The sequence below is a fragment of the Alkalispirochaeta alkalica DSM 8900 genome (genome assembly GCF_000373545.1).
In the GTDB taxonomy this organism is placed as follows: domain Bacteria; phylum Spirochaetota; class Spirochaetia; order DSM-27196; family Alkalispirochaetaceae; genus Alkalispirochaeta; species Alkalispirochaeta alkalica.
In genome coordinates, this window is the sequence record NZ_KB891714.1 from 66621 (window position 1) to 91574 (window position 24954).

Genomic DNA, 24954 nt, shown 5'->3' on the forward strand with positions numbered 1-24954 from the left:
TCCAGCGCCTCAGCCTCGCTTTCGGGCTCGAGCTCGTCCAGCTCCTCCAGGGCCTCGAGCTCTTCCCCGGATGCCAGCTCGTCCAGAGGTTCTCCTGCCGGTTCGGGCGTTGCAGGGCCCTTCGCCACCGGAGCAGACGCCCCCGCCCCTGCAGCTGACTTTCGGGCACCCCCGGGAACACCCTCAGCAGGCCCCGGAGGGGAGCCAAAACTGTGGCGAGCCAGAGTCCTCTCGATAATNTCCTCGATCTGTCGCAGACTGAGCTGTTCGATCTGAACCGCTCCCCCTGCAGATCTGGACCCCATCAGCTGGTACAACTCCGCCCAGTTCCGTTCAAGATCCTGTTCGACCCGGACCCGTTCCTCCTCCTTCAGCTTTCGCGTCCCCCGGCGCAGCTCCGCCTCTATCTGCTGACGCCGGCTATCGAGCTCCCGTTTCCAGAGTTCGGGATCCACGGNNCTCCCCTCCCGGAGATAATCCCGAACCACAGCCCGCTGAAAGCGCCGGAANCGTTCGGCCACAACCACGCCGGGGTCCTGGCGGAGGTTCAGAATCAGNTAGGAGATCAGAAAGGCNGCCATGAAGACCGCCCCCAGCAGAATCATCTGCAAGGGCCGGTCCATGGAGAGATCGTTCTCGTTCAGGAGAAGGACCAGGGGGGGTAAGGAAGGAATGGCATCGATCCGTTCCAGANCATAACTCTCGCCCAGATGACTCCGNAGAAGAGGAAGGACCTCATCATCGTCGAGGGCCTGGTCGAGGGCGNCAAGATCCTCCTGATTGAAATGGCGCCGGGCGTTCATCACAAGATTCCCCGCCGGAGAGAGCCGAACCCGGGCAGAGGGAGGAATGATTCCTTCGGACTGAAGCCGACTGTACAGACCCGCCGTACTCGCCCAGGCGATTAAAATCCCCCGGGGAGTACGAAAGGAGTCCATCACGGGCACGAGAACCCGCAGAGCGGGAGGATCAGAAAGCCACTCGACTCCTGGTCGTTCGTCGCCAGGGTCGGGAACTCTCAGGGGAGGATCCAGCTCCTCCGAGGCCCGGTATTCCAGCCGGGTATCGCTGCGGCTTCGCAGATCTTCCTGGAGCGTGCTGAACCAGAGCGCTCCCCTGTCACTATCTATGATCCTGATAAAGTCGAACTCGGGATANGTGTCAAAGAGAAGCCCCACCGCCTCTGTCCGGGCCTCGGTGTCTTCCCTGCTCTGGTTTACGCGAAAGACATTTTGAACCGACGGAAGAGCTGCAAAAGCCGCCGCAGCGTCACGGAGCTCCTCCTGATATTCCTGAGCAACAAAACGAGCCTCTTCAAGCAGNAGCCGGGCGTTGTCGCGGACCCGATGGTTATAGAAACGTGTGTCCAGAAGGTCAAAGAGGCCNGAGTAGGCCGCCACGGCAAAACCCGTAAAGAGAAGCGTGGCGAGAAGGAGACTGACAAGAACTTTCTGAACTACTTTCATCTGACTCTACTAACCACCCGCCTCAGGTTCACCCTTTGCCCCGGATGCCGGCTCCGACACCCGTCGAAGCCGGAGACACCCTNCTTAAAAGGTAGTACCTATTATCGGCGGGAACAACGTTTGCATTGATCGGTTTGCGACTATTCGCCCAGAACCGTAACCACCAGACGGCGGGGCCCTCCGTGATCACGAAACTCGCAGAGATATATCCCCTGCCAGGTNCCCAGAAGAAACATCCCGTCCCGTACGGGGATCGTCACGCTGGAACCGACCAGAGAAGACTTTGCGTGGGCCGGCATATCATCGGGACCTTCCAGAGTATGAACATACGAGGGGTGNCCCTCGGGAACCAGCCGGTCAAAAATCCCCGAGAAATCGCTTCGAACGTCGGGATCGGCGTTCTCGTTCAGGGTCAGGCCCGCGCTGGTATGAAGGATCATCACCTGAGCGATCCCCTGGCGGAAAGTGGAGAGACCCGAGNCCCCCCGTTCCACCTCGGAGGTGATGATGTGAAACCCCCGTGAGCGNGGTCTCAGGGTGACAAAATCCTGACGGATATGCATCAACCCCGGTCCTTCACGGCCTGNACGATCAGGGGAACGATCTCCTCGGGCCTGTACCGCTCGGTGTCCACCACAAGATCGGCAAAATTCCAGGAGTCCACGTCTATGTTGTAGAGCCGTACGTACCGGGCGTGATCCCGCCGATCCCGCTCCCGGGTAGCAGCCTGAACCTCATCGAGAGTCCCCCCCTCGCGCTGGTGAATCCGGGCAGCCCGAACCTCGGGGCTCGCCTGAAGATACACTTTAAGATCGGCCTCCTGCAAAAGCCATATGGCGAGACGCGAGGCGAGGACACAACTCGCCGCCCGGGCCTTCTCCACCTGGCGCTGATCGAGGAGNCTGTCCCAGGAGTCGTCCGACTCTGCCCGGCGGCACATTTCCTCGAAGGAGACCCCCTCCTCCTCCGCCATGGTATGAAAGGTGTAGTTCACGAGTTCTACCCCCAGGGTCTCTGCCAGAAGACGACTCACCGTGGTGTTTCCGCACCCGCTTTTTCCCGATATTGCAATTCGAAGTGGCTTCATCTTCCCCTTCTCTCCTTTTCCTGTTTTGATGCTCTTTTTGCTTCGCCTCTCTTCAGCGAACCCTCACTCGACGTTGCGAACCTGTTCCCGCAAGGCCTCTACAGCGTCCTTTGCTTCCACAACAGCGGCCTGAACCGCCGAGAGAATCGTCTTGCTCCCCGTGGTATTGATCTCGCGGTTCATCTCCTGGCAGATAAAGTCCAGCCGTTTTCCCCGGGGGCCCTGACCGTTCAGGAGATCCCCGAAGGTCCTGATATGACTCTGAAGCCGGGACACTTCCTCGCTGGTGGAATGCCGCAGGATCAGAGCCGCCGTCTCGGCGTATATACGCTGTTCTTCGGCCTCGTCCCCCAGGACATCGCGGAACTTGTCGCGCACGGTCTGAAAGATTATCTGCTCCACCTCACCGGCGTGATTTCCAAAGATTTCGGCGCACCGCGACACCCGTTCCAGATGCCTGGCCATATCGTCCGCCGTGGCCCGCCCCTCGGTGCACCGGGTCTCGTTCCACTGCGCCAGGGCCTCTTCCAGCACCGCCATAACCTCCCGGGACGCCTCNTCCTGGTCAAAGGAGCGTTCCGTCTCCACGACCCCCTCAAAGGCGAGGATGTCGGCGTAGGAGGGTTCGCTGGAGATGCCNCCGCACTCCCGGATCTCCTCCAGGGCAGCTCTGGCAGCCTCGACGGCCCGGGGATCGACACGAACCCGAAGATTCTGGCGATGCTCCTGCAGCCGCACCGCAACCTCGANCTTCCCCCTGGCAGCGACGGCACTCACCCGGGCTTTTATGTCCGGTTCCAGAGAGGAAAGATAGGCAGGCAGGGAAGTGTACACCTCAAGATACCGGTTNTTTACGCTGCGCACCTCCACAGAACAGGATCGTTCCGGGCTGTGTCGTTCAACCGTTGCGTAGCCCGTCATGCTTTTCATAGGCCCACCTCCTCATTTCCCTCGTTCCCGATCCTGGTCTGCCCCGAAGGCTCCCGCTCGGCGAGCAGTTCCGCCACCCGCCGCCCGATCCGGAAGTTGTCACCGGCACCCATGGTAACCAGCACGTCTCCGGGGGAGAGTGTCCCCAGGAGATACCGGGCGGCCCCCTCAAAATCGGGCTCGTAGGCNACCCGGGGATGCCATCGGGAAACCTCCCGGAAAAAGCTCTCTCCCGTGATCCCCGTCTCGTTTTTCTCCCGGGCCGAGGCGTAAATGTCGTTCAGAATNACCTGATCAGCGGCGGAGAAGGCCCGGGCAAAGGATTCGAGCAGCGCTGCGGTACGAGAGTAGGTATGGGACATGAAAACCACCACCAGCCTCGACGAGGGATAGAAATTGCGAAGCCCCTCCAGGGTCGCCCGGATAGCCGTGGGATGATGGGCGTAGTCATCGATGATCGTCACCCCCCCCAGGCGGGCCACCACCTCGCTCCGACGCCGGGTCCCCTGAAAACTGGCGAGTCCACCCCGCCAGGCGGGCTCCATGGAAGCGATCTCTTCCNGGGAAAGATTACCCAGCCCCAACAACGCTTCCAGACCGCAGATCGCTCCCGTAGCGTTGGCCACCATGTGTGCACCGGGAAGGGCCAGCTCCCAGGGGTTCCCCCCCCGGGAATCCTCCGGGGCCGAATCCCCGGAATGATCCTCGCCCAGGGCGAAGCGCTGAACCCCCTCTCCCGGCTCCAGAAGCGTGCACCGCCAGCGCCCCCGGGCCGAGAAGCCATAGGGAAGAAGCCGGAGGTCCTTCCGCCGGGCCGAAACCCGCCGAGCCACCTCACANGCTCCGGGATCATCGGCGCAGTAGACCAGCNCCCCCCCCGANGAGATGCTCAGGGCGTACTCTTCAAAGGCAGCGAGAATATCTTCCAGACCGGGGAAATAATCCTGGTGGTCNGCCTCGACACTGGTGATGATCGCCACATCGGGAGCAAAGGAGAGAAAATGCCGCCGGTACTCGCAGGTCTCGGCTATGAGCATGCGCTGACCCTGGCGCAGGGTTGCGGAGCCNCCGAAGGCTGGCACGGCGCTGCCCACNACAACCGTAGCGGGTACCGTCGTACCAGCCACCATCGCCCCCAGCATGGCCGTGGTGGAGGTTTTTCCGTGAACACCGCTCACCCCGAGACTGATCCGCCCCCGGGAAAGCGCCCCCAGGGCTTCGGCGTAGCTGAACTGGGGCAGACCCCGNCGTCGGGCCTCCAGGCGCTCGGGATTATCCGGTCCGTAGGCAGCAGAATAGACGAGGGCCTCCGCCCCGGGGGGAATATGGTCTGCCTGAAACCCTACCCGGGGGATTACCCCGATCTTCGCCAGGAGTTCNTCCGTATAAAACGTATCGGGACCGTCACTCCCCGAGACAGCNACACCCTCGCCGACCAGAATTTCGGCGAGCGCAGCGACNCCGGTCCCCTTGATACCCGTGAGATGGACCNCACGGGCCTGCACGATGGACGCCGGATCAGAATCAATCATATCAGGGAGTGTACGCGGTTCCCGCCTCCGGGTCCAGCGAGACCGGGGGCTCTCTCCTAGTGAGCATTGCCATGAACCACCTTCGCGATGGTGCCGATAAGGAGATCCCGGCTGAAGGGCTTTGTGATCCACGCCGTTGCCCCGGCACGCAGGCCTTCGCGTTTTTTATCCGCCCCACCCTCGGTGGTGAGAATGATGATGGGAAGGTAGGGGCACACATCGCCAGCCCGTATTCTTCGCACAAGCTCGAGCCCGTCCATACCGGCCATATTGATATCGGTGATGATCAGGTCGAAGGCGCAGTCCAGGCGGTTCAGGGCATCGGCGCCATCGGAGGCTATCACAACGTCGTGGCCTTCGTCGGCAAGAATCATCGCCAGCATATGCCGCATCGAGACCGAATCGTCCACCGCGAGAATTCTCACCGTCTCCTCCTCCGCCGCAGATCGCTCCATACCCGGAGCCTTTCCGTCTATGGTAACACGATCAACCCGATCTGNACCACGTTCATCTCCCCGTGACCGCACCCCGGCGGCACAACAGCCGCCCCGTCACTCCGGGGAGGTTCGGGCTTCTCCGGCGAGCCCGGCTGCCCCGGCGAGCCCGGCAAAGAGGATCGCCGCTGTCTCGGTCCGCAGCTTTCTGGGCCCCAGCGTCATGGGCCGATACCCGTGATCCTGCAAGAGCCTTTCCTCCCGTGGCAGGAAGCCCCGCTCGGGCCCCACACAGAACCGCAGGGCCCGGAAATCCCCGGCCCGACTGAGAAACTCCCGGGCAGAAAGCGCCCCCGGGAGTTCCAGGGTTCCAAAATACCGCCCCTCCCCGGGTGGAGGCACCAGACCGTCCTCGCTCAGGACCTGCTTCAGGGAAGCGTAGCGGGAGAGCCGGGGCAACGCGGTCTGCTCTCCCTGGGAGAGNCCCTCAAGAAGGTAGCTCTCGGGATTTTTCCAGAGAGAACTCGTCTGGTAGGCCCCCTCACTGAGGGCGCTCGAAAAAACGCGGATCTCTGCTACCCCGAGGGTCGTGAGATCCCGGAGCAGACGCTTCAATACGGGCGGGCGCGGATGCCCCAGGAGCAGGGTTACCGGTTCGGGCGGGCGCAGGGCAGCGGTGCCGTCCCTCCAGTCCACCGAGAGGGAGAGCCCCTCCTGATCCAGAGAGACCAGAGTGGCTTCTCCCAGGGCACCATCGACGACCCCCACCCGCAGGGTGGCGCCGGGCCGTGCCCGGAGCACCGTCGTGATGTGACCGTAGCGATAATCGTCCCGGGGAAGGGAGTACCTCTGGAGCTTCTCAGGAAAGAGAATCAGATTCATCGCGGGGCAGCCCCTGGTACAGGGCCCCTGCCTGTTCAAAAAACGAGGCGATATCGTCGATGGGAACGGAGTCGCTCCCCACAAGCCGTTGCAGGACCAGGCCGTCCAGGGTTGTCAGGAGAACCTGGGCCATGACGGTGTATTCCCGCTGGTCACCGTAGATGCGGGTCAGCCCCTCTTCTATGATTCCGCGCCAGCGGTGGTATTCCTCGACAAAACGGGCTTTCAGGGAGGGGTTCTGGGTGAGCGCCTCCTGCAGGAGATAGACGTGGGTATGGCCCCGGCTTCGGGAGTGCATGACCGTGTCCAGAACGAGCCGGAAAACCATCCGCGGAGACTGGCCGGAGCCGCTGGACTCGAGCCAGCGGAAAACCCGGCTGGTCATATTGTTCATGTGCCGGTCGGCAATGTCGAAGATGAGATCACCCTTGGTGGCGTAATAGTAGTAGAGAGTTCCCTTGCTGATATTTGCCGCCTCGGCGATGTGCGCCAGGGTGGTGTGCTCGATCCCCTTCTCCCGGATCAGCTGAGCGGCGATCCTGAGGATGCGCTCCCGGTTTTCAGGAGTTGTCTTTCGTTGGCCCATGACAGGGACGATACCGTATCTTCCGAGGGGAGGTCAATTTACCGCGACGCTTTCCCGCTCCTCTTCCTGGCCCGGACTCGTCCCCAGCCCCCCGGGCCTGAGATATCCCCGGACCGGAAAGCCCGATATCGCCCAGAGGCCCAGAGGCCCGAGACCCGACAGAACACGATGGCAGGTTGCACAGCCCGGACAGCACCGCTAGAATGAACGAACTATGTCCGATTATCGAGTTCCCGAGGGGAAAAAGCTCTACCGCAGTCGCCGGGACCGGAAACTTCTGGGCGTCTGCGGAGGGATCGCCGAATATTTCGGTGTTGACTCAACTCTGGTGCGCCTGATCACGATCTTGCTGGTCCTGGTCAGTGGCAGCGGCTTCCTGGCCTACTTTGTTGCGGCCCTGATCATGAAAGAAAACCCGGGCTGACCCGGACCACCCCGGGGTCGGTGCGGGTCAGGCCAGGATCCCCTGCATGAAGGAGACCAGCACTTCCAGGGCTTTCTTGTTCTCTCCCCCCTCGGGAACGATCAGGTCAGCGTAGACCTTGCTGGGTTCGATAAACTCGTAGTGGCCCGGCCGGACCGCCTCCAGATACTGATCGATAACCGATGAGACCGTACGGCCCCGCTCCTCGATGTCCCGGGTGAGCCGGCGGATAAAGCGAATGTCATCGGGGGTATCNACGAAGATTTTCAGGTCAATCAGCTCCCGGATGCGCGGCTCAAAAAAAAGCATGATTCCCTCGAGGATCACGAGCTTCCCCGGCTTGACCCGAACGGTCTCTTCCTTTCGCCGATGCTTGACAAAGTCGTACTGCGGCATGGCGATCTCCTGGCCCTGACGCAGCAGCCCGAGCTGTTCCACCAGCAGATCCGTATCAAAGGCCGAGGGATGATCGAAGTTGAAGGCCGTGATGTTGGTATTACTCACATACTCGGCGGAGCGATAATAGTTATCCTGCGGAATAAAGGTGAAATCCCCCACGATCTCGGAGATCTTACGTACAATCGTCGTCTTGCCGGACCCGGACCCGCCGGTTATCCCAATTATTCGTGCCATACTCGCCCCGTACTATAGGGTCTGTTTCCCGAGGTGGCAACGCCCTTTCGGGAGGTTTTTGCAGGCCCGCACTTTTTTCCCATCACCGCACCAGCACCAACCCGCCTCCGTTCTTGCCCTCCCCCTCAGGCCATCGCCGCAGGGGGATCCAGGGAGGAGGAGATCGCCTCCTGCACCGCCTGGCGTAACTGATCCAGACCAAAGGGCTTGCGGAGCACCGCCTGGAACCCAGCCTCGTGGTAGGACGAACCGGGATAATCGTGCAGGACTCCGGAACTCAAGAGCGCCGGCAGGGTCGGGTAGAGCTCGCGGAACCGGCGCAGGAGCTCGATCCCGTTGACACGGCCCGGCATGGAGAGATCGGTCATGAGCAGATCGAAGGGAAGTTGCCTCTTCAGATCGCCTCCCCGATCGTGGCACAGCAGGAGCGCCCGTTCCCCGTTCTCCACGGCCGTCACGGAACAGCCCAGAACACGCAGACTCCGTTCAATCGAACGACGGACCAGAAGATCGTCTTCCACCAGAAGCACCGAGAGACCTGTCAGGCTCCGGTGTCCCCCGCTCTGGTGGGTCTCTCCCCGGTCTGCCTCCCCGGGCACCAGATCTGTTCCCTGCAGGGGAATCTTCAGGGTCACGGTGGTGCCAAAACCGGGGTCCGCCGAGAGAGAAAACCTGCCCCCGCAGGCCTCTACCAGCGACACTGCCACGGGCAACCCCATTCCCGAGCCGCCCTCCTTGGTGGAGAAGTAATGCTGGAGCGCGTCCCGGGCTGTCCGGGAGTCCATGCCGTGGCCCTCGTCCTGCACAATGATCACCACGAAGGGGGNCCCTCCGGGAGAAGAGCCCGCTCTGGAGAGGGAGGCCTTCACGTGGAGGACGCCTCCCTCGGGCATGGCCTCCACGGCGTTGGTTATCACGTTAAAGAGAGCCTGCCCCAGAAGGTCCGGGGGGAGCACCACCGGGGCCAAGGGCCCCTGAATGTCGAAGGTGGCGCGGATCGAGGTACCGCTCAGGGCCAGATCCACCACATTCAGAATCGTCTCTTCCACCCGATCCGCCCCCTCCTGCCCGATTTCTCCCAGGTCGGGCAGCANCCGCGCTGCCGAATCGGAAGAAAACTCGCCGAACCGGTGGGCCAGGCGCTGAACCTTTCTGACAGCCGCCGTNAGAGCGGTCACGTCCTCGTCGGTGTTCCAGCGGATGATCTCCAGATGACCAAAGAGGGTAGTACAGGCGTTGGTCAGGTNGTGAGCGAGCCCCCGGGCGGCGCGGAGGATATTCTGGGCGTGCTGCACCTGGGCGAGATCCCGGCGGATCCGGAGCCGNTCCTCGGTATTGACCACCGCGATCAGGGCTCCCTGGAACTCCTCGGCCAGACAGGACTCGCCCTGACTCTGAGCAAGACGCTGCCCCCCGGGCCCTTCCGCGAGAGCTCCCCGGGCCCGGGGAAAGGGGTACACCCGGAGCTCCACCTGNACCGAGGCGCCCCGGGAAGTAACGAGGGTTATCCCCGCTCCGAAACGAAGGTCCTCGCCCGTCCGGAGCGCTTGTTCCACAAGGCCTGCCGCATCCAGGGGACGCCCGTACTGAGTCACCCGNAGTTCCTCGCCCACAGCTCCGCCCGCACCCAGGCGCTCACCCGAGAGGGCGTATTCCCTGGCCAGATCGTTCCAGGCCAGGANGGTTCCCTTCTCGTCCACCACGAAGGAGGCCTCATCGGCACTCCGCAGAAAAGCCTGGATTATCCTGGAGGAACACCCCCGCAGGTTCTGCTGATCCTCGCCCTCCCCGCCCCGGCCGGGGCACACAAAGAGCCACTGCCCCCCATCCAGCGCGACAAACCGGACTTTCAGGGACGGACAGAGCCCTCCCCCTTCCAGATCGGCCCTGTCCTGGTCCCANTCGCCCGAGGGGAGCCAGCCGCACCGCTCCTCCCCGCCCGCCGAGAGGGCAAGAACCAGGGGAGCTCCCTCGGCGACAGCCCCGAANCGGCGGGCGAAGGGTCCGTTCACGGCGACCAGGCACCCCCGGTGGTCCACCAGGCCCGCCGGAGATGAAATGGTGTTTAAGAATTCATTTTTTTCGACCACCTTGAAATTTTCAACCAACTTCGATGCAATTGCAAGGGTGTACGACATCATTGGTGATATTCACGGACATTTTTGTCCTCTGGAAGAACTTCTCCGGGTCCTGGGGTACCGCTATCGCGGGGGGACCTGGCGGTTCCCCGGGGGGCGACGGCAGGTGGTCTTTGTGGGGGACTTTCTGGACCGGGGACCGGCTATCCCCGAGACCCTGGATCTGGTACGGGCCATGGTCGAAGGCGGGGCTGCCCGGGCAGTGCTGGGTAACCACGAATACAACGCCCTGGCCTGGCACACTCCCGATGGTNCAGGAGGCTGGCTCCGGCAGCACACGGCTGTTCATCGGGCACAGCATCGGGCCACCCTGGAGCAATTCGGCATCGACCCCGAAAGCCCCGAGGGCGACAGGGGAGTTCTCGACGGTGACCACCGGCCAACCAGAGCGGAAAGGCGACTGCGCGAGGCGCTCCTCTGGCTACGCCAGCTTCCGCTCTACCTGGAGGATCCCCTCTTCCGGGTGGTCCACGCGGCCTGGGAAGAACGCGCCCTGGACGAGATCGGACGCAACCCCCTGGCACTCCGCGACGACAGAACCCTCTTCCTGAGCGCCTTCGGCGAGAACCCCGAGAGCAGAGCCGTGGAGATACTGCTGAAGGGTGTGGAAGTTCCCCTTCCCCAGGGGGCGTTCTACCGCGACAAGGAGGGGGTGGCCCGCANAAAAACCCGCGTGCGCTGGTGGCTCTCTCCCGAGGCGGCGCCCGCTACCATGGCCGACCTTGCCATGCCTCCGGCAGATCAGGAGCTGGGCTTTCTCCCCGTGGACCCCTCCCTGCTGGAGCGGATTCCCGGGTACCGGGGAGACAAGCCCCTCTTTATGGGCCATTACTGGCTCAGGGGAACCCCCGAGCCTCTGGCTCCCCTGGTGGCGTGCCTGGACTACAGCATCGCCCGGGAGGGGCTTCTCTGCGCCTACCGTTTCGACGGGGAAGAGCCGCTTCGGCGGGAGAACTTTGTCTTCGTCAACGCCTCGCCTGCCGGCCCTTCCTCCGGGACGGGCCGGTAGCAACCCGGGGGCACCCCCCGGGAGAATTACCCCCGGGCAGCGGCAAAGCCCCGTTCCAGGTCCTCCAGGATATCTTCGGGGTGCTCGATCCCGATGGAGAGGCGCACCAGCTCGGGACGAACCCCGGAGCGCTCCTGCTGCTCTTGGTTCAACTGGCTGTGGGTTGTNCCGGCGGGGTGGATCGCCAGACTTTTGGCGTCCCCCACGTTGGCCACGTGGCTGAAGAGCGAGAGGCCGTCGATAAAACGCTCGCCCGCAGCGCGCCCTCCGGAGATGCCGAAGGTAACCATTCCGCCGAAGCCGCGCGGGAGATAGCGCCGGGCGTGATCGTGGCCGGCCGTTCCCTCGAGTCCGGGGTACCAGACCCACTCGACCTGGGGGTGTTCAGCGAGAAATCGGGCTACCCTTTCTGCGTTGGCGCTGTGCCGCTCCATGCGCAGGGGGAGCGTTTCCAGACCCTGCAGAAACATCCAGGCGTTATCGGGGCTGATGGCGGCCCCCAGGTTCCGCAGGGGAACCAGGCGCATCCTGAGGATGTAGGCCAGCGGCGAGAGGTCTCCCAGATCGTAGGCGTAGCGCAGACCGTGATAGCCTCCGTCGGGCTCCACGAGGTTCACAAACTTGGGGTCTTTCCAGTCGAAGGTGCCCTTGTCAACCACAACACCTCCTATTCCCGTGCCGTGACCGCCTATCCACTTGGTGAGGCTGTGGACCACGATATCAGCTCCGTGGTCCAGGGGTCTCAGCAGGTAGGGTGTGGTGAAGGTGGAATCCACAATCAGGGGGACCCGATGGCGGTGAGCGATCTCGCCGATCGCCTCAAAATCGGGGACCACCAGGGTGGGGTTCCCGATCGACTCCAGAAAGACCGCTCGTGTTCGTGGCGTGATCGCTCCTTCCAGCTCTTCCAGGTTCAGGGGGTCCACCAGACGAACGGTGATCCCGAACTGGGGGAGAATTTCCGTGAACATGGTGTAGGTTCCGCCGTAGAGGTAGCGTGACGAGACGATCTCGTCACCCGCGCGGGCTACGTTGATGATGGCGTAGTAGATCGCGCTGGTCCCCGAGGCGAGGGCCAGGGCTGCGGCGCCCCCCTCGAGGGCCGATACCCGCTCTTCCAGGATGTTCTGGGTGGGGTTCTGGAGGCGCGTGTAGATATAGCCCAGCTCTTTCAGCGAGAAGAGGTTGGCCGCGTGTTCGCTGTCGCGGAAGTTATACGCCGTGGTGCGGTGAACGGCGACTCCTCGGCTGGGTGCAGCCGGGTCTTTCTCCTGCCCTGCGTGCAGGGCCAGTGTCTCAAAGCGGTAACTCATGTAATTGTCTCCTCGTAGAGCCAGGTGCTCAAATAACGTTCTCCCGTATCGCACACCACGGTAACGATCGTTTTCCCCTCCTGGGCCGGATCGGCGGCGAGCGTCAGCGCCGCNTGGACATTNGCCCCCGCCGATATCCCCGAGAAGATCCCCTCTTCCCGGGCAAGCCGCCGGGCCGCCTCACCNGATTCCTCGGCCGTCACCTGCATAACTCTGTCCAGCAGGGACGTGTCGAGNATCTCGGGGACAAAACCGGCCCCAATTCCCTGGATCATATGCGGCCCCGCCTCGCCCCCGGAGAGCACCGGTGATCCCGCCGGTTCTACCGCTACAAGCTGAACCTCGGGTTTCCGTGCCCGCAGAGCCCGCCCCGTGCCGGTGATCGTTCCNCCTGTGCCCACGCCCGCCACGAAGATATCCACCTCTCCCCGGGTATCGNGCCAGATCTCCGGGCCGGTGGTTCTCTCGTGCACGGCGGGGTTGGCGGCGTTGGAAAACTGCGACATCATCACCGCCCCGGGNGTGGCCTCCACGATCTCCCGNGCGCGCTCGAGCGCACCTTTCATNCCCCGGGACCCGTCGGTGAGTTCCAGCCGGGCTCCCAAAGCAACCAGCAGTCGCCGCCGCTCGATGCTCATCGTCTCGGGCATGGCCAGGATGACCTTGTACCCCTTGGCGGCCCCCACGTAGGCCAGNGCGATCCCGGTGTTCCCGCTGGTGGCCTCCACGATGGTGGCCCCCCCGGAGAGCGCCCCCGACTCCTCGGCTGCCTCGATCATGGCCCGGCCGATTCTGTCCTTTACGGACCCCAGGGGATTCCGGTTTTCCAGCTTCACCAGGACCTTCCCGNGAAGCCCCTGTGCCATTCTCCTGAGCTCCACCAGAGGAGTGTTCCCGATCGTATCAATCACGGTCATGGTACTCATCTTTTCCATATCTGCATTTTCTCCCTTTGTGCCNTCTCCCGCGCCCTCTGTCGCGATNCCCCCATCTTTGACCTCCNTGAAATTCCTCTCTTCGCGATCCCCGTGACTCGAAGGCCCCGCCCCCTCTCCACCCGGGGCTTCCTGNACACCCGGAATCATCATGCCTGCCCGGGAGCACCCGCNGGCTCGGGTNTAACCAGAGCCAGTCANATGGAGTAGTCCGAGGCGTTCCGGAGGGTCTGCCACTGCAGAATCGCCTCGGCCAGGGTTGCTCCCCGGGCCTTCTCTATGAAGGCCCTCTGAAACCGTTCCAGGAAGGGTTCTTCGGCCCCTCCCTCGGGCTCCCACGGGGAAATTCGGAGCAGCTCCGGCTCCATCAACTCCAGGATATCGGCCAAAACGATCGTTGACGGATCCTTGCGANCCCGGTATCCCCCGGTCTTTCCCCGGGAGCTTTCCACCAACCCTCCCCGGCGCAGATCGGCCATGATCGTCTCCAGATACTTCCGGGGTACCCCGCACCGCCGGGAAATATCACCCGCCGGAACCCGGCGATCCCCCTGGAGAGAGAGATGAATCATGGCCCTCAGGGCGTACCGCGTTTTTTGCGACCACACGAACAACACTCCCTAATCATGTATGGATACAGGGTAATATACCATAGNATTTAAGTCAACCTTTTCAAGGGCAGCCCCCACCCTTTTTCTCCGCTCCGGGAGCCCGCCGGTGGACGATGATCACCGGGCAGCTGTATTCTCAGTCCCATGAAAGGCGGATTCATGACGTACAGGAGCAGCTTCTTCCCAACGGTTCTGGTCTGGTTGAACAGATGTTTTCTTCCCCGGAAAGGGGCAGTCCCGGGGCTCGCCCTGCTCCTGGGAATGGCCCTCGGCCTGGCCCCCCTGGCGGCCCGGGGTCGAGGTGAAACGCCCTCCCCTCCCCCGGCAGAGACGGCGCTCGAGGCGGAGGATGTGCTCGAGGCAGAGACGCCACTCGAGACGCCACTCGAGACGCTGCTCGAGACGGAGAGAACCCTCGAAACAGAAGAGGCCCCGGGGGAGCTCTCGCTGGAGGAGCCCCTCCCCTTCTCCCGGGACATACGCCGGGGAACCCTGGAAAACGGCCTCGAGTTTTTTCTCAAATCCCATTCCTGGCCGGAAGAGACGGTGGTGCTGCGCCTTGTGGTGGATGCAGGCAGTATTCTGGAAGAGGAGGATCAGCGGGGACTGGCCCACTTCGTGGAACATATGGCCTTCAACGGCACCGAGTCCTTCCCCGAGGGGGAGCTCGTGGCGTACCTGGAGAGTCTGGGCAGGCGGTTCGGCCCCGATATCAACGCCTACACCAGTTTTGACGAAACGGTCTACAAGCTGGAACTCCCCGGCGGGGATACAGAGGCCCTTCACCAGGGGTTTCGGGTCATGCAGGAGTGGGCATCGGCGCTCACCTTCGACGACGATGCGATCGACCGGGAACGGGGTGTGATCGTGGAGGAGTGGCGCCGGGGCAGAGGTGCCGGGGCTCGCATCATGGACACCCACATTCCCGTGATCTTCCAGGGATCGCGCTACGCCCGGCGGCTTCCCATCGGCGACATGGAGGTGGTACGCACGGCCCCCAGGGAGCGACTGGTGGATTTTTTCGAGCGCTGGTACCGCCCTGATAATATGGCCCTTATCGTGGTGGGGGATCTGCCCCTGGAAGAGCTGGAAGAGCTCACCCGACGNTACCTCGGAGCGATTCCGGCTCCCGACACCCCCCTGGAACGAACCCGCTATCCCGGCCCCTCGGGAGAGGGGACACGCATCAGCATCGCCTCCGATCCCGAGGCAACGGTGAACCGCCTCTCGCTCTACGCCCTGGCACCTCATGAACCGCTGGTGACGGTGGGGGATTACCGGCAGGCCCTGGTGGAGAGNCTCTTTTTCTCTGTCATGAACGAACGGCTCCGCGAGGAGGCTCGATCCCCCGGATCGCCTCTCTCGAGCGGGGGAACCGGCNCGAGTTCCTTTCTTCACGATACGCAGATCGCCGTGGCCCAGGCCGTTGCCCGGGACGATCTGGTACGGGAAGCCCTGGACGTACTTGTGACGAAACTGGAACGGGTACGAAGGTTCGGAATCAACCAGGCCGAGTTGAACCGGGCCAGGGCGCGGATGATTCAGGCCATCGACAACGCCCTGATCAATGCCGATACGCGGGAATCGTCGTCCCTGGCAGACGAGGTGGTTCGTCACCGGACCCGCCAGGAGCCCGTCCCGGGGATCGCCTTCGAGCACCGGCTTTACCACACGCTTCTGCCGGAGATATCCCTGGAGGAGGTGTCGGCCGTGGTCTCACGCGTTCTGGAGAGTCCCGAGCTGGTTGTGCTGGCCAGTCTGCGCGATGACGGTCAGGGTCGACTCCCCGGTGGGGGGGCCATACCTTCCCGGGAGGAGCTGAGGGAGATCATCGACGAGGCCCGGACCCGACCCCTGACGCCCCCCGATGAGGAGGACCAGCCGAGCCTTCTTCCCTCGGCTCCCCCCCGGGCAGGAGAGATCGTGGAAAAACGGAGCCATCCCCGGGTNGAAACGGAGGAATATCTCCTCTCTAACGGTATCCGCCTCTTCATCCGGCCCAGCGATTACCGGAGCGATGAAATTCTCTTCGCGGCTCACAGCCCCGGAGGACTCCAGAAGATATCTGACCCCTTCCTGAGCGCCGCGCGTCTTGCNACGGCCGTGGCCGGCGAGAGCGGTCTTGGAGAGCTTTCGGCCTCGGCCCTGGAACGGGCCCTGGCAGGACGGTCAGTACGAATATCCACCGATATAGGGCTCACGTCGGAGCGCCTCTCGGGATCGACCCGGCAGGAGGATCTGGAGACGCTCTTTCAACTGATATACCTGAGTCTGACGAGTCCCCGTTTTGACCAGGATGCGCTGGAGACGGTACGACAGCAGCACATTCAGGCCCTGCGAGGCCGCGACGCCTCNCCCCAGGGAATATTCCAGCGGCGATTTCAGGAGCTCTCCAGCGCAGGGGATCCCCGGAAAGCTCCTCTCTCGATAGAAGAGATCGAGGCGGTTACCCTGGAGGAGATAACAAGCGCCCACAGCCGGTGGTTCAGCGATACCCGGGAGATCGCCCTCTTCTTCACCGGTTCCCTGGATCCCGACGAGACGGCCCGGCTGGCGGCGCGCTACCTGGGGGGGATCGCCCCCCCCGATGACCCCCGACAGCCCCCGCGCGAGGAAGATCGGGATTTTCCTTCCCGGGCCTTCTCCCTCCCGGATGACCTCCTCCGGGAGACGGTCAGAGCGGGGACGGAAGAGATCGCCCAGGTGGCGATTCTCTTTCACAGCNATTATTCCTGGTCCCAGAGGGAGAACCACCGCTGGAACAGCGTGGGAGATCTGCTCAACCTGCGACTGCGCGAGGTTATCCGCGAGGAGGAGGGGGGCACCTACGGTGTCCGGGCCACCACCTGGCGTCAGCGGCTACCCGATCCCCAGGCCTTCCTGCAGATCAGCTTCGGGATGGACCCCGGCAGAAGCCAGGATCTGATCGCCCGAACGTTGGAGGTCCTCCAGGAGGTGCTGGACGAACCGGCTTCGGAGAGCGCCCTCCAGCGGATCAAGGCGCAGCAGCGGGAACGATACCGCCGAAACCAGCGGGAAAACAGCTACTGGCTGGGTTCGCTCCTCTTCTCCTGGGAACAGGGCCGGGACTTCGAGGCGCTTCTGGATCTTCCGGAGCTGATCGACTCGCTCTCGGCCGAGGATATCCAGGAGACTGCCCGACGCTACATNGACATGGACCGACGCCTGGAGCTGCTTCTCCTGCCCGGCCCGGACTCGCCCGCCCCGGGCTCACCAGACCCGGAGGAGTAGCATGGCTCCTGATCCTGCCCTCCCCACCGGGGAGGCCGGGATCAGAGCCGGGGATATACCGGGTCGATCCGGAATAACCAGGACACAGGGGTGTCGTCTTTCCTCTGATACCATGCGCTATCTGCCGTGACACATCATGGCAAAATCATGAACCCCAGGAGGAAGGCGATGGAAATCAAGGAACGACAGGAAGAGATAACAGTTTCGATCAGGACGACCGTATCACTACAAAAGCTGCCCGACACCCTCACCGAGATTTATGGAGAACTCATGGAATACCTTCAGCGCCGGGAAGCGGCCATGCAGGGCCCTCCCTTTGTGTTGTATCACAATCAGGACATGGAAGCCCTGGACGTTGAGGNGGGNTTTCCCGTGGGACAGGTCCTTCCCGATGAGGGCCGGGTCCGGGCGGGTCGCCTTCCCGGGGGGAGGGTTCTCTCGGCTGTCCATACCGGCCCCTACACCACCCTGGAGAAGACCTATCAACCGCTGATGGCGCACATCGAGGAGAAGGGGCTCGCCGTGACCCCCTGGATGTACGAACTCTACCTGAACTGCCCCGACGAGACCCCCCAGGAAGAGTTGCAGACCGAGATATGCTTTCCCCTGGCCGGGGATTCCCCGACCTGAGCGTCGCTAGGGNCCGNAAGCGGTAGTCAGGGAGTCATTCAGAACCCTGGGAAGAGCCACGTCCCAGGGGTCGCAGGGCACGGCGGGTACGATCTGACACCCGAAGGCTACCCCCAGCANGAACACTCCGGGGTCGAGTCCGGCGAGCCAGCGGTCGTAATAGCCGCCACCCCTGCCCAGGCGCCTTCCCCGGAGGTCGAAGGCCCGTCCCGGGACGATCACCACCGACCCGGGGCGGGGAACCCCTTCNACCCCACCCCTGCCCTGGGGTTGCAAAAAGCCCAGACGATGCCGCTCCAGAGGTACCGGCGAGGAAGGACGATCCCCCGGGGAGGCTTCAAAAAAGCACATTTCCCTCTGCCCCTCCTCTATCCGGGGAAGGAAGACCTTTTTCCCCTGAGCCCCGGCGGTGACAAGGAGCTCCGAGAGATCCACCTCGTCGTCCATGGCCGAGTAGGCAAAGACAGAATCAGCTCGGCCCCAGGCCGAAAGCTTCAGAATCTGCCCGATAATCTGCTCCCCCGCAGCAGCGCGCACCNGGGGATCGAGTTCACGGACCGCTCTCGAGATACTGCATCGGAGATCTTTCTTATTCATCCTGTTGTTCATCTTCTGGGGGTGACTCGAGGAGCGGATGACCCGCTGGACTGACCCGAGGGTGGGTGCNCCCTGCCGGGCGCACTTAAAAAAAGGCCGCCCCCGTTACCCGGTGGCGGCCCCCACTGGTGATGCGTCCGGCCGGAAGGGCCGGCCCGAACGCCCCGTTGTTCATCCCGGGGGATCAGCCTAGCGCTGGGATCCCGCTGCGGGAGGATTGTTCTGCAACTGCGCGTCCAGCGCCTGGAGAGCCTGATCAGCCTTGAACTCTGCAAAGGCAGCGTCCTCGTTACGCCGGAAGGCCTCGCCTGCGGCCTGGGCGAATCCGCTCAGGGGGTAGCTCACCAGAGCGTAGATCGTCCCGTCGGGGCCCTGCTCGACCTGGTCGGTCCGCGCACCCTGGAGNGTNGTCTCCGTCACCTGCCGGGAGATCGTCTCGACAAAGCTGATGACCTGANNGTTNCCGTCCATACCCGCTTCCTGGGCGTAGTCCACGATCGCAGCCTGGATGGCGGCGTTCATCTGGAAGGCGATATCTTCACGGGCCCGGGAGACAGCCATGCGCCGGGAGGTGTCCAGGGAAGACATCTTGGCCGAACCAACACCGTAGATCGCATCGTCCGCCTGGGGGGGGTTCAGGTAGAAGCTGGGGAGTCCCGGGGGAGCCTGTTCGGGCGTGGGAGCGGGAGCGGAGCCACACCCGATAACCAGAGCCAGAGCCAGGGCGACCGTCAAAAACGCAATACTTTTCTTCATTGTAGATTCCTCCTGTTATCTCGTCACCTCTGTGACTGCACTGATATAGATTATAGTCCTGACGAAATGCCTTTTCCAGTCTTCCGGCGGGAAAAAATCTTTTTTATCGCGCAGAATGCGTCTATTATAGGGGGGTGAAAGAATTCAACGGCCTCGCCCTGATACACGCAGTAAACGACCTGGCAGAACTTTTGGGCCGTCGAACCACGGTGGAGGAGTTTCTCCAGGACCTGGTNAACACCGTGGCGGACCACCTCGGCGCCGAGGTCTGTTCGGTCTATCTCTACGATGTAGAACAGGACCTGCTGGTGCTGCGGGCAACCCGGGGGCTGAACCCCCTCCTCCTTGGCAAGGTCCGCCTCAATCGGGGCGAGGGGCTCACGGGTCAGGCCTTTCTGAACAACAGCCCCGTCCTGGAACGGGACGCCGCTTCCTCGGTGATGAACAAGGCGATCCCCGACCTGGGAGAGGATGAGTACCCCGCCTTCCTCGGGGTACCTATCAGGCGAAACGATCTGGGTATCGGGGTGCTGACCCTCCAGTACCGCGAGGCCGACTCGATAGACCCCCGGGCGCTCCGGGCCCTGAGAACGCTGGCCTCGCACCTGGCGTCGACCCTGGAGAACGTCGCCGCCCTCTACGAGCTCCACGAGGAACCATCCCGGGGCGTACCTTCAAAGGCAGCCCCCTTCACCTCGGGACTTCTCCAGGGAACCAGCGCGTCCAGGGGCATCGCCCTGGGCATCCTGGAATACCTGGACGGCCGCGTCATCGACCGGACCCTGCCGGTGCAGCGCTCCATCGAGGACGCCATAGAACTCAGCGCGCGCCAGCTCCAGGAACTCCAGCACCGGGTGGACCAGTCCCTCTCCGATGTGGCCCTGATGATCTTCAGTTCCCACCTGCTGATGCTCCGGGACGAGAGCTTTGTGGGGCGCATGGTGGACCTCACCCTGGACGGCAGCGATCCCCGGGAAGCGGTAGAATCGGTGGTCGCCGATTTCTCGCGCCGCTTCGCCGAAATCCCCGACCCGAGATTCCAGGAAAAAGCCCAGGACGTGCAGGACCTGGGGAACCGGATCATGCGAAATCTCCAGGCGCTGGAGGACAAGGACGGCGACTACCGGGGACACGTTGTGGCGGTCCAGGAGCTCTTCCCCTCGGAACTGGTCAAGCTCCATCTGCAGAACGTGGAGGGCGTGGTCTTCTCCGGCGGGGGAGCGACCAGCCACGTGGCTATCCTGGCCCAGTCGCTCCGCCTCCCCGTGGTAGGCACCGGTGATCCCCGGCTTTTCTCCATTCCTTCGGGGGCCCAGGTGGTGGTGGACGCCGAGGACGGGAAGGTGATCGTGGCCCCGGGCAGGGAAGTCCTGGAGACCTATCGCCGGCGGGTGCGGCCCCTTCTGGACAGATCCCGACGATCGGAGGAGGAACAGGAGAAGGTCCCCTCACCCCTGACAAGCGCCGACGGCACGCCCNTGACCCTTCTGGCCAACGCAAACCTCGTCAAGGACGCCCGCAGCGCCTGCGCCCTGGGGGCACAGGGGATCGGACTCTACCGCAGCGAGTTCCCCTTCCTGATCCGCAACGGGTTTCCCACGGAGGAGGAGCAGTATAGCGTGTACCTCAGGGTGGTCGAATCAATTCCGGGGCTCCCCGTGGGGTTCCGAACCCTCGATCTGGGAGGCGACAAACTCCTGAGCAGCCAGATGGGACGCGAAGACAACCCCTTCCTGGGGTATCGGGGCATCCGGTTTCTTCTGGATCACCAGGATCTCTTCCGGGATCAGCTTCGGGCCATGCTCAGGGCGGGGCAGGGAGCCGAGATCAGCATCCAGTTTCCCATGATCGCCTCCCTGGACGAGTTCAGGGCTGCCCGGGAAGAGGTATCCCGGTCTGTGGCGGCGCTTCAGGACGAGGGAATCCCCTGCCACAGCGCTCCACAGCTGGGCGTGATGGTGGAACTCCCCGCAACGATCGAGATCGCCCGGGATCTGGCGAGGGAAGCGGATTTTTTCTCCATCGGAACCAATGATCTGATCATGTACATGCTCGCCGCCGACCGGGCGAACCATCGCGTAGCCCCGCTGTACCGCTCGGTCCACCCCGGTGTTCTCCGCGCCCTCGAGCGCCTCACCGGAGAGGTACTCGCTGCGGGACGCCCCATCTCGGTCTGCGGTGCCACGGCCGAGGACCCTGCCATGCTCGTCTTCTATCTGGGGATCGGCATCACCCGCTTCAGCGTAGATGCAGCCTCACTCCTCCGGGTCTCCCGGATTCTCCAGGCGATCTCCCTCGCTGAGGCCGGGGAACGCGCCCGGCAGATGCTCTCCTGCTCTACCCTGGAGGAACTGGGCGGTCTTGTCTGCGCTCTCCGGGAGCGTCTCGCTCCGGAGGAGTCGCTCCCCCGCAGGGATCGGAGCGGGAACCCCGGGAGGGGAAGAGGACCGGGGTGATTGGCCATTTCTGATTGGTCCTTTCTGATTGGGGCCTGTAAACTGGCGCGTGCTAATTGAGGGACGGTTTAAACCCNGTCTGGGCGACGATGCGGTAGAAGCTCCCCTTCTGGCTCAGAACCTTCTTCCAGCCCTCCGTGGCGTGGGCCTGGAAGGCCAGGTCCGCCGATGCGGGATGGATGAACCAGGAATCGTCCTCCAGTTCTGCTTCGAGCTGCCCCGGCCCCCAGCCGGAGTACCCCGCAAAGACCCGAACCTGGGGCCGCTCTCCCTCGGAAAGGGCCAGATAGTCTTCGGAGGCCATGTAGTCAAGAATGTGCTGAAAAGAGGGTTCGAAGAAGACCCCCTGGCAGGGTTCAAGGGCGTGGTCGCTGTGATAGCGCCGGGGAATGCCCGAGTGGAGAACGAAGATGTAGTTCTGCTGAACCGGCCCGCCCACGTAGACCTTCAGGTTCCCCGCCGGGGAGCGTTCCAGGTTATCCAGGACATCCCCCGTGACGACCTCGCTCTCCCGGTTGATTACCAGGCCGAAGGCTCCCTCCTCGTTATGGTCTACCAGAAGGACCACGGCACGGAAAAAGTTCGGATCCTGCAAATCGGTCTCGGCGATCAGGAAATATCCCGTCAGGTCCGGGGGCGNGGGGCTCCCCGGGGTCTCCAAAGCACTCATGTCGCCAGTATACGCCCGAATGGAGGGAGCGCAAAGCCCCCGGCCCGGTCAGTCCGGACCGGGCGTCCGGGGAAGTTCCCCGGGAAGGCCCGCCTAGAGAGACGAGAGGATCCGCTCCACGGCGTCCCGCCCCTCGTACTCGGGATGGGAGGCCAGAAGCTGTTGCAGGACATCCCGCGCCTTTTCCGACTCTTCCCGAGCCACGTGAATCTCCCCCAGCCGATGGTAGGCGGCCCAGTAGCGGGCATTAATCTTTACCACATCCTTGAGCGCCCGCTCGGCTCGGGAATAGTCTTCGGCCCCCAGATAGGCCAGGGCNAGGTTGTAGTGCGCCGAGGCCTCGTTGGGACGAGACGCCAGCGCCGCACGAAAGTGCTGAACAGCCCGATCGAAGAGGTCACGATCCAGATAGACCCGACCCAGGTTGGTATTAACCTGGAAGCCCTCCGGTTCCTGCCGGTGCGCCTGAAGCAGGACCTCCAGAGCCTGATCGTGCGCACCCAGAATGTTCAGGAGACGCCCCATCTCGGCCAGGGCCCGGGTATACCCGGAGTCACGCTGCACCGCCGTGGCGTGGGCGGCGATCGCCTCCTCGAAGTTACCCAACCCCTCCTCGATCTGCCCCAGGGTAAAATGGTATTCCGGGGGTCGGCCGTCGGCCCTGATCGCCTGGCGGATGTAGGGAAGCGCATCGCCGTAGCGCCCACGCTCGCTCAGAACCAGCGCCAGGTTGTAATTGTTCAGCGCGTTTTCGGGCTGTATCTCCCGGGCCCGGGAGAAATGGGTCTCGGCTCCCGCCAGGTCGCCCCCCCGGTAGAGCGCTGTGGCCAGGCGGGAAAAATAGCGCATGTCCCCGTCGTGGTGCGCCACCGCTTCCTCGAAGGCCTCGCTGGCTCCCTCCAGGTCCCCCCGGTCGAGAAGGATATTGCCCAGACGGTACCAGGAGGCGTGGTCATCGGGCCGCACCTCAATGGCAAACCGAAAGGCCTCCAGGGCACGGGCGGTATCGCGCAGCTGCAGGTTGGTGACCCCCAGGTTATGATAGGCGTTTCCGTATTCGGGGTCGATCCGCACACAGGCCTCGTAGGAGGCACGCGCNGCCTGGAACTCCCGTGCCCGATACTGGGCCCGGGCCAGTTCATACAGAACCGCTGCGCTCTCGGGATTGATCCGGGCCGCCGACGAAAAAGCATCGATCGCGTCGCTNAACCGTTCGGTCTCGAAGTAGACCTGGCCCTGCACAAAATAGGCGTCCCAGACATCCCGGCTGCGATCNAGGGCCTCCGAGGCAAGACGGAGCGCCTCCTGGCGGTTGCGCGAGCTGGTAATGTCCTCGTCGGCGTAACTGCGCGCCAGCGCGGCCAGCGCCTGGGCGTGGAGGCGATTTTCCCGGCGGGAATCGGCCAGGGGTATCTCGAGCACCCGATCCATCTTTCCCCGGAGGCGGGCGTACTCCCTGGTCCGGAGCAAATCGGGGACGCGGGCGAGCAATTCCTGAATCTCCTCGGTTTTCTGGCGCTCCTCGGCACCAAGTCGCTCGAGTTCCGCCTGTTCCTCAGCCCGGCGGCGTTCCTCCTCCTCGCGGCGACGGCGCTCCTCGGCGGCCCGCTGTTCGGCCAGCTGCTGCTGCACAGCGAGACGGGCCTCCTCGCGACGAGCCTCGGCCTCGGCCCTCCGGGCCTCGGCCTCTGCTTCCTGGGCCGCCAGCTCACGGGCGCGCTGGTCTTCCGCCGAGGGCCTGTCGTCCCGCGCCTCCGAAGCGGCCCGAGCCGCCTCGCGACGCTCCTGTTCCTCCCGGGCAGCCCGCTGCTCCCGAAGAGCCCGGGCCTTCAGGTCCCGAGCGGTCGGGTTATCCACGTCGTCGATCAGAACCTCGTCGATGAGATTCAGGGCCCGACTGAACTCCTGATTCTCCAGATAGTCCTCGGCCAGGGCCAGTTTGTTGGCCCGGCGCCGCTCGGCCGGATCAACCTCAACCGGTTCCGGCCGCTCCTCGGCAACCGGCGCAGAAGGCGCATCCGCCCGTGAAGGCCCGGCAAAAAAATAGGCCGCCCCCCCACCGAGCAGGAGCGCCAGCAGGCCGAGCCCCCCGAAGAGGAGNACCTTTTTTCGTGTTTCCTCAGTCATTGCAATTATCCCCCTCCCACAGGTTCAACCCCGTCTCGCTCACACAGTAAAATGCACAGCAAAACACANAACAAAATACNCACCAAAACACACAGTGGATTTCGGGCACCACGAATCAGGAGCATCAGCTACACCCCTAATCAAGAATATCCAGGTCGTCATCAAAATCTCGAATATCCTCGCGATCNACCTCGAAGGTTCGGGCCTCCTCGCGGGACGAACCCAGGGACTCCAGAACGGCGTCCATCATCTCCTGACGACGGGCAGCAGCCTGCTGACGCTCCCGCTCTTCCCGTTCGCGACGCTCCTCCTCGGCGATACGCCGCGCCTCGGCCTCTTCCCGGGCCCGCCGTTCCTCCTCCTCACGCCGCACCTCCTCTGCCCGGATCGTCTCCCGCAAAAGCGCGATCATCTCCCGGATCTCACCCCGCTGGGGGTCGGAAGGCCGCAGGGCCAGATAGCGCTCGTAGTCGCGTATGGCCAGAT

Annotated in this window: 21 protein-coding genes; 5 read left to right on the forward strand and 16 right to left on the reverse strand. The window is 63.4% G+C overall.

The genetic code is table 11. The features are described 5' to 3' along the window. The 8 genes from B071_RS20615 to B071_RS16850 all read right to left on the reverse strand — a co-directional run. Nucleotides 1-1466: hypothetical protein (locus B071_RS20615; RefSeq protein ID WP_018526790.1), on the reverse strand; the 1466-nt coding region annotated here is incomplete at its 3' end. Nucleotides 1467-1606: 140 nt separating this feature from the next. Continuing rightward, entirely contained in the window at nucleotides 1607-2029 is a 423-nt protein-coding gene (locus tag B071_RS0109115) for a secondary thiamine-phosphate synthase enzyme YjbQ (protein ID WP_018526791.1), read from the reverse strand. Further along, nucleotides 2029-2553 carry a (d)CMP kinase gene (gene cmk, locus B071_RS0109120; RefSeq protein ID WP_018526792.1) on the reverse strand — a complete coding sequence of 175 codons (525 nt, stop codon included), beginning with the start codon at nucleotides 2551-2553 and terminating at the stop codon, nucleotides 2029-2031. The genes B071_RS0109115 and cmk overlap by 1 nt, the downstream gene beginning before the upstream one ends. Nucleotides 2554-2616: 63 nt before the next feature. Further along, nucleotides 2617-3483, reverse strand: coding sequence for a YicC/YloC family endoribonuclease (locus B071_RS0109125; RefSeq protein ID WP_018526793.1), 867 nt, complete (start codon nucleotides 3481-3483; stop codon nucleotides 2617-2619). Next, complete coding sequence (murC, locus tag B071_RS16845; protein ID WP_018526794.1) at nucleotides 3480-5015, reverse strand: UDP-N-acetylmuramate--L-alanine ligase; 1536 nt, start codon at nucleotides 5013-5015, stop codon at nucleotides 3480-3482. The genes B071_RS0109125 and murC overlap by 4 nt, the downstream gene beginning before the upstream one ends. 56 nt (nucleotides 5016-5071) lie before the next feature. Beyond that, nucleotides 5072-5470 (reverse strand): response regulator, encoded by a 399-nt coding sequence (locus tag B071_RS0109135; protein ID WP_040587962.1) that lies wholly within the window; start codon nucleotides 5468-5470, stop codon nucleotides 5072-5074. A gap of 96 nt (nucleotides 5471-5566) precedes the next feature. Beyond that, a complete protein-coding gene (locus tag B071_RS0109140) occupies nucleotides 5567-6331 on the reverse strand; it encodes a 16S rRNA (uracil(1498)-N(3))-methyltransferase (RefSeq protein ID WP_018526796.1) in 765 nt (254 codons plus the stop codon). After that, nucleotides 6309-6917, reverse strand: coding sequence for a TetR/AcrR family transcriptional regulator (locus B071_RS16850; protein WP_018526797.1), 609 nt, complete (start codon nucleotides 6915-6917; stop codon nucleotides 6309-6311). The genes B071_RS0109140 and B071_RS16850 overlap by 23 nt, the downstream gene beginning before the upstream one ends. A 214-nt stretch (nucleotides 6918-7131) precedes the next feature. Here B071_RS16850 and B071_RS0109150 point away from each other — a divergent pair, with 214 nt between their 5' ends. Then, a complete protein-coding gene (locus B071_RS0109150; RefSeq protein WP_018526798.1) occupies nucleotides 7132-7341 on the forward strand; it encodes a PspC domain-containing protein in 210 nt (69 codons plus the stop codon). A 27-nt stretch (nucleotides 7342-7368) separates the two neighbouring features. On the opposite strand, the gene udk is transcribed toward B071_RS0109150, so the two are convergent. Both udk and B071_RS0109160 read right to left on the reverse strand, forming a co-directional pair. Continuing rightward, the gene (gene udk / locus B071_RS0109155) at nucleotides 7369-7974 is read right to left on the reverse strand and encodes a uridine kinase (protein ID WP_018526799.1); all 606 of its coding nucleotides are present in this window, start codon (nucleotides 7972-7974) and stop codon (nucleotides 7369-7371) included. Between the two features lie 125 nt (nucleotides 7975-8099). Further along, nucleotides 8100-10115, reverse strand: coding sequence for an ATP-binding response regulator (locus B071_RS0109160; RefSeq protein ID WP_094354955.1), 2016 nt, complete (start codon nucleotides 10113-10115; stop codon nucleotides 8100-8102). On the opposite strand from B071_RS0109160, the gene B071_RS0109165 reads away from it, so the two are divergent. Beyond that, the gene (locus tag B071_RS0109165; RefSeq protein ID WP_083914756.1) at nucleotides 10033-11121 is read left to right on the forward strand and encodes a metallophosphoesterase; all 1089 of its coding nucleotides are present in this window, start codon (nucleotides 10033-10035) and stop codon (nucleotides 11119-11121) included. The genes B071_RS0109160 and B071_RS0109165 overlap by 83 nt on opposite strands. 26 nt (nucleotides 11122-11147) lie before the next feature. Here the strand turns inward: B071_RS0109165 and B071_RS0109170 are convergent, their stop codons facing one another. The 3 genes from B071_RS0109170 to B071_RS18490 form a co-directional block, all read right to left on the reverse strand. Next, nucleotides 11148-12434: an O-acetylhomoserine aminocarboxypropyltransferase/cysteine synthase family protein gene (locus B071_RS0109170; protein WP_018526802.1), complete on the reverse strand. Its 1287-nt coding sequence runs from the start codon at nucleotides 12432-12434 to the stop codon at nucleotides 11148-11150. Beyond that, a complete protein-coding gene (gene cysK / locus B071_RS0109175; RefSeq protein WP_018526803.1) occupies nucleotides 12431-13522 on the reverse strand; it encodes a cysteine synthase A in 1092 nt (363 codons plus the stop codon). The genes B071_RS0109170 and cysK overlap by 4 nt, the downstream gene beginning before the upstream one ends. Nucleotides 13523-13566: 44 nt before the next feature. Beyond that, nucleotides 13567-13986, reverse strand: coding sequence for an RrF2 family transcriptional regulator (locus B071_RS18490; RefSeq protein WP_438829671.1), 420 nt, complete (start codon nucleotides 13984-13986; stop codon nucleotides 13567-13569). A 255-nt stretch (nucleotides 13987-14241) separates the two neighbouring features. On the opposite strand from B071_RS18490, the gene B071_RS0109185 reads away from it, so the two are divergent. Further along, nucleotides 14242-17232, forward strand: coding sequence for a M16 family metallopeptidase (locus B071_RS0109185; protein ID WP_438829675.1), 2991 nt, complete (start codon nucleotides 14242-14244; stop codon nucleotides 17230-17232). 168 nt (nucleotides 17233-17400) lie between these two features. Continuing rightward, complete coding sequence (locus B071_RS0109190; protein ID WP_018526806.1) at nucleotides 17401-17862, forward strand: GyrI-like domain-containing protein; 462 nt, start codon at nucleotides 17401-17403, stop codon at nucleotides 17860-17862. Between the two features lie 6 nt (nucleotides 17863-17868). On the opposite strand, the gene B071_RS18495 is transcribed toward B071_RS0109190, so the two are convergent. Further along, nucleotides 17869-18471 (reverse strand): 5-formyltetrahydrofolate cyclo-ligase, encoded by a 603-nt coding sequence (locus B071_RS18495; RefSeq protein WP_083914762.1) that lies wholly within the window; start codon nucleotides 18469-18471, stop codon nucleotides 17869-17871. Nucleotides 18472-19424: 953 nt separating this feature from the next. On the opposite strand from B071_RS18495, the gene ptsP reads away from it, so the two are divergent. Further along, nucleotides 19425-21671: a phosphoenolpyruvate--protein phosphotransferase gene (ptsP, locus tag B071_RS16865; protein WP_438829676.1), complete on the forward strand. Its 2247-nt coding sequence runs from the start codon at nucleotides 19425-19427 to the stop codon at nucleotides 21669-21671. 52 nt (nucleotides 21672-21723) lie between these two features. Here the strand turns inward: ptsP and B071_RS0109210 are convergent, their stop codons facing one another. After that, a complete protein-coding gene (locus B071_RS0109210) occupies nucleotides 21724-22341 on the reverse strand; it encodes a YqgE/AlgH family protein (RefSeq protein WP_245534072.1) in 618 nt (205 codons plus the stop codon). Nucleotides 22342-22434: 93 nt separating this feature from the next. Continuing rightward, nucleotides 22435-24468 (reverse strand): tetratricopeptide repeat protein, encoded by a 2034-nt coding sequence (locus B071_RS0109215; protein ID WP_018526811.1) that lies wholly within the window; start codon nucleotides 24466-24468, stop codon nucleotides 22435-22437. Between the last annotated feature and the right edge of the window lie 486 nt (nucleotides 24469-24954).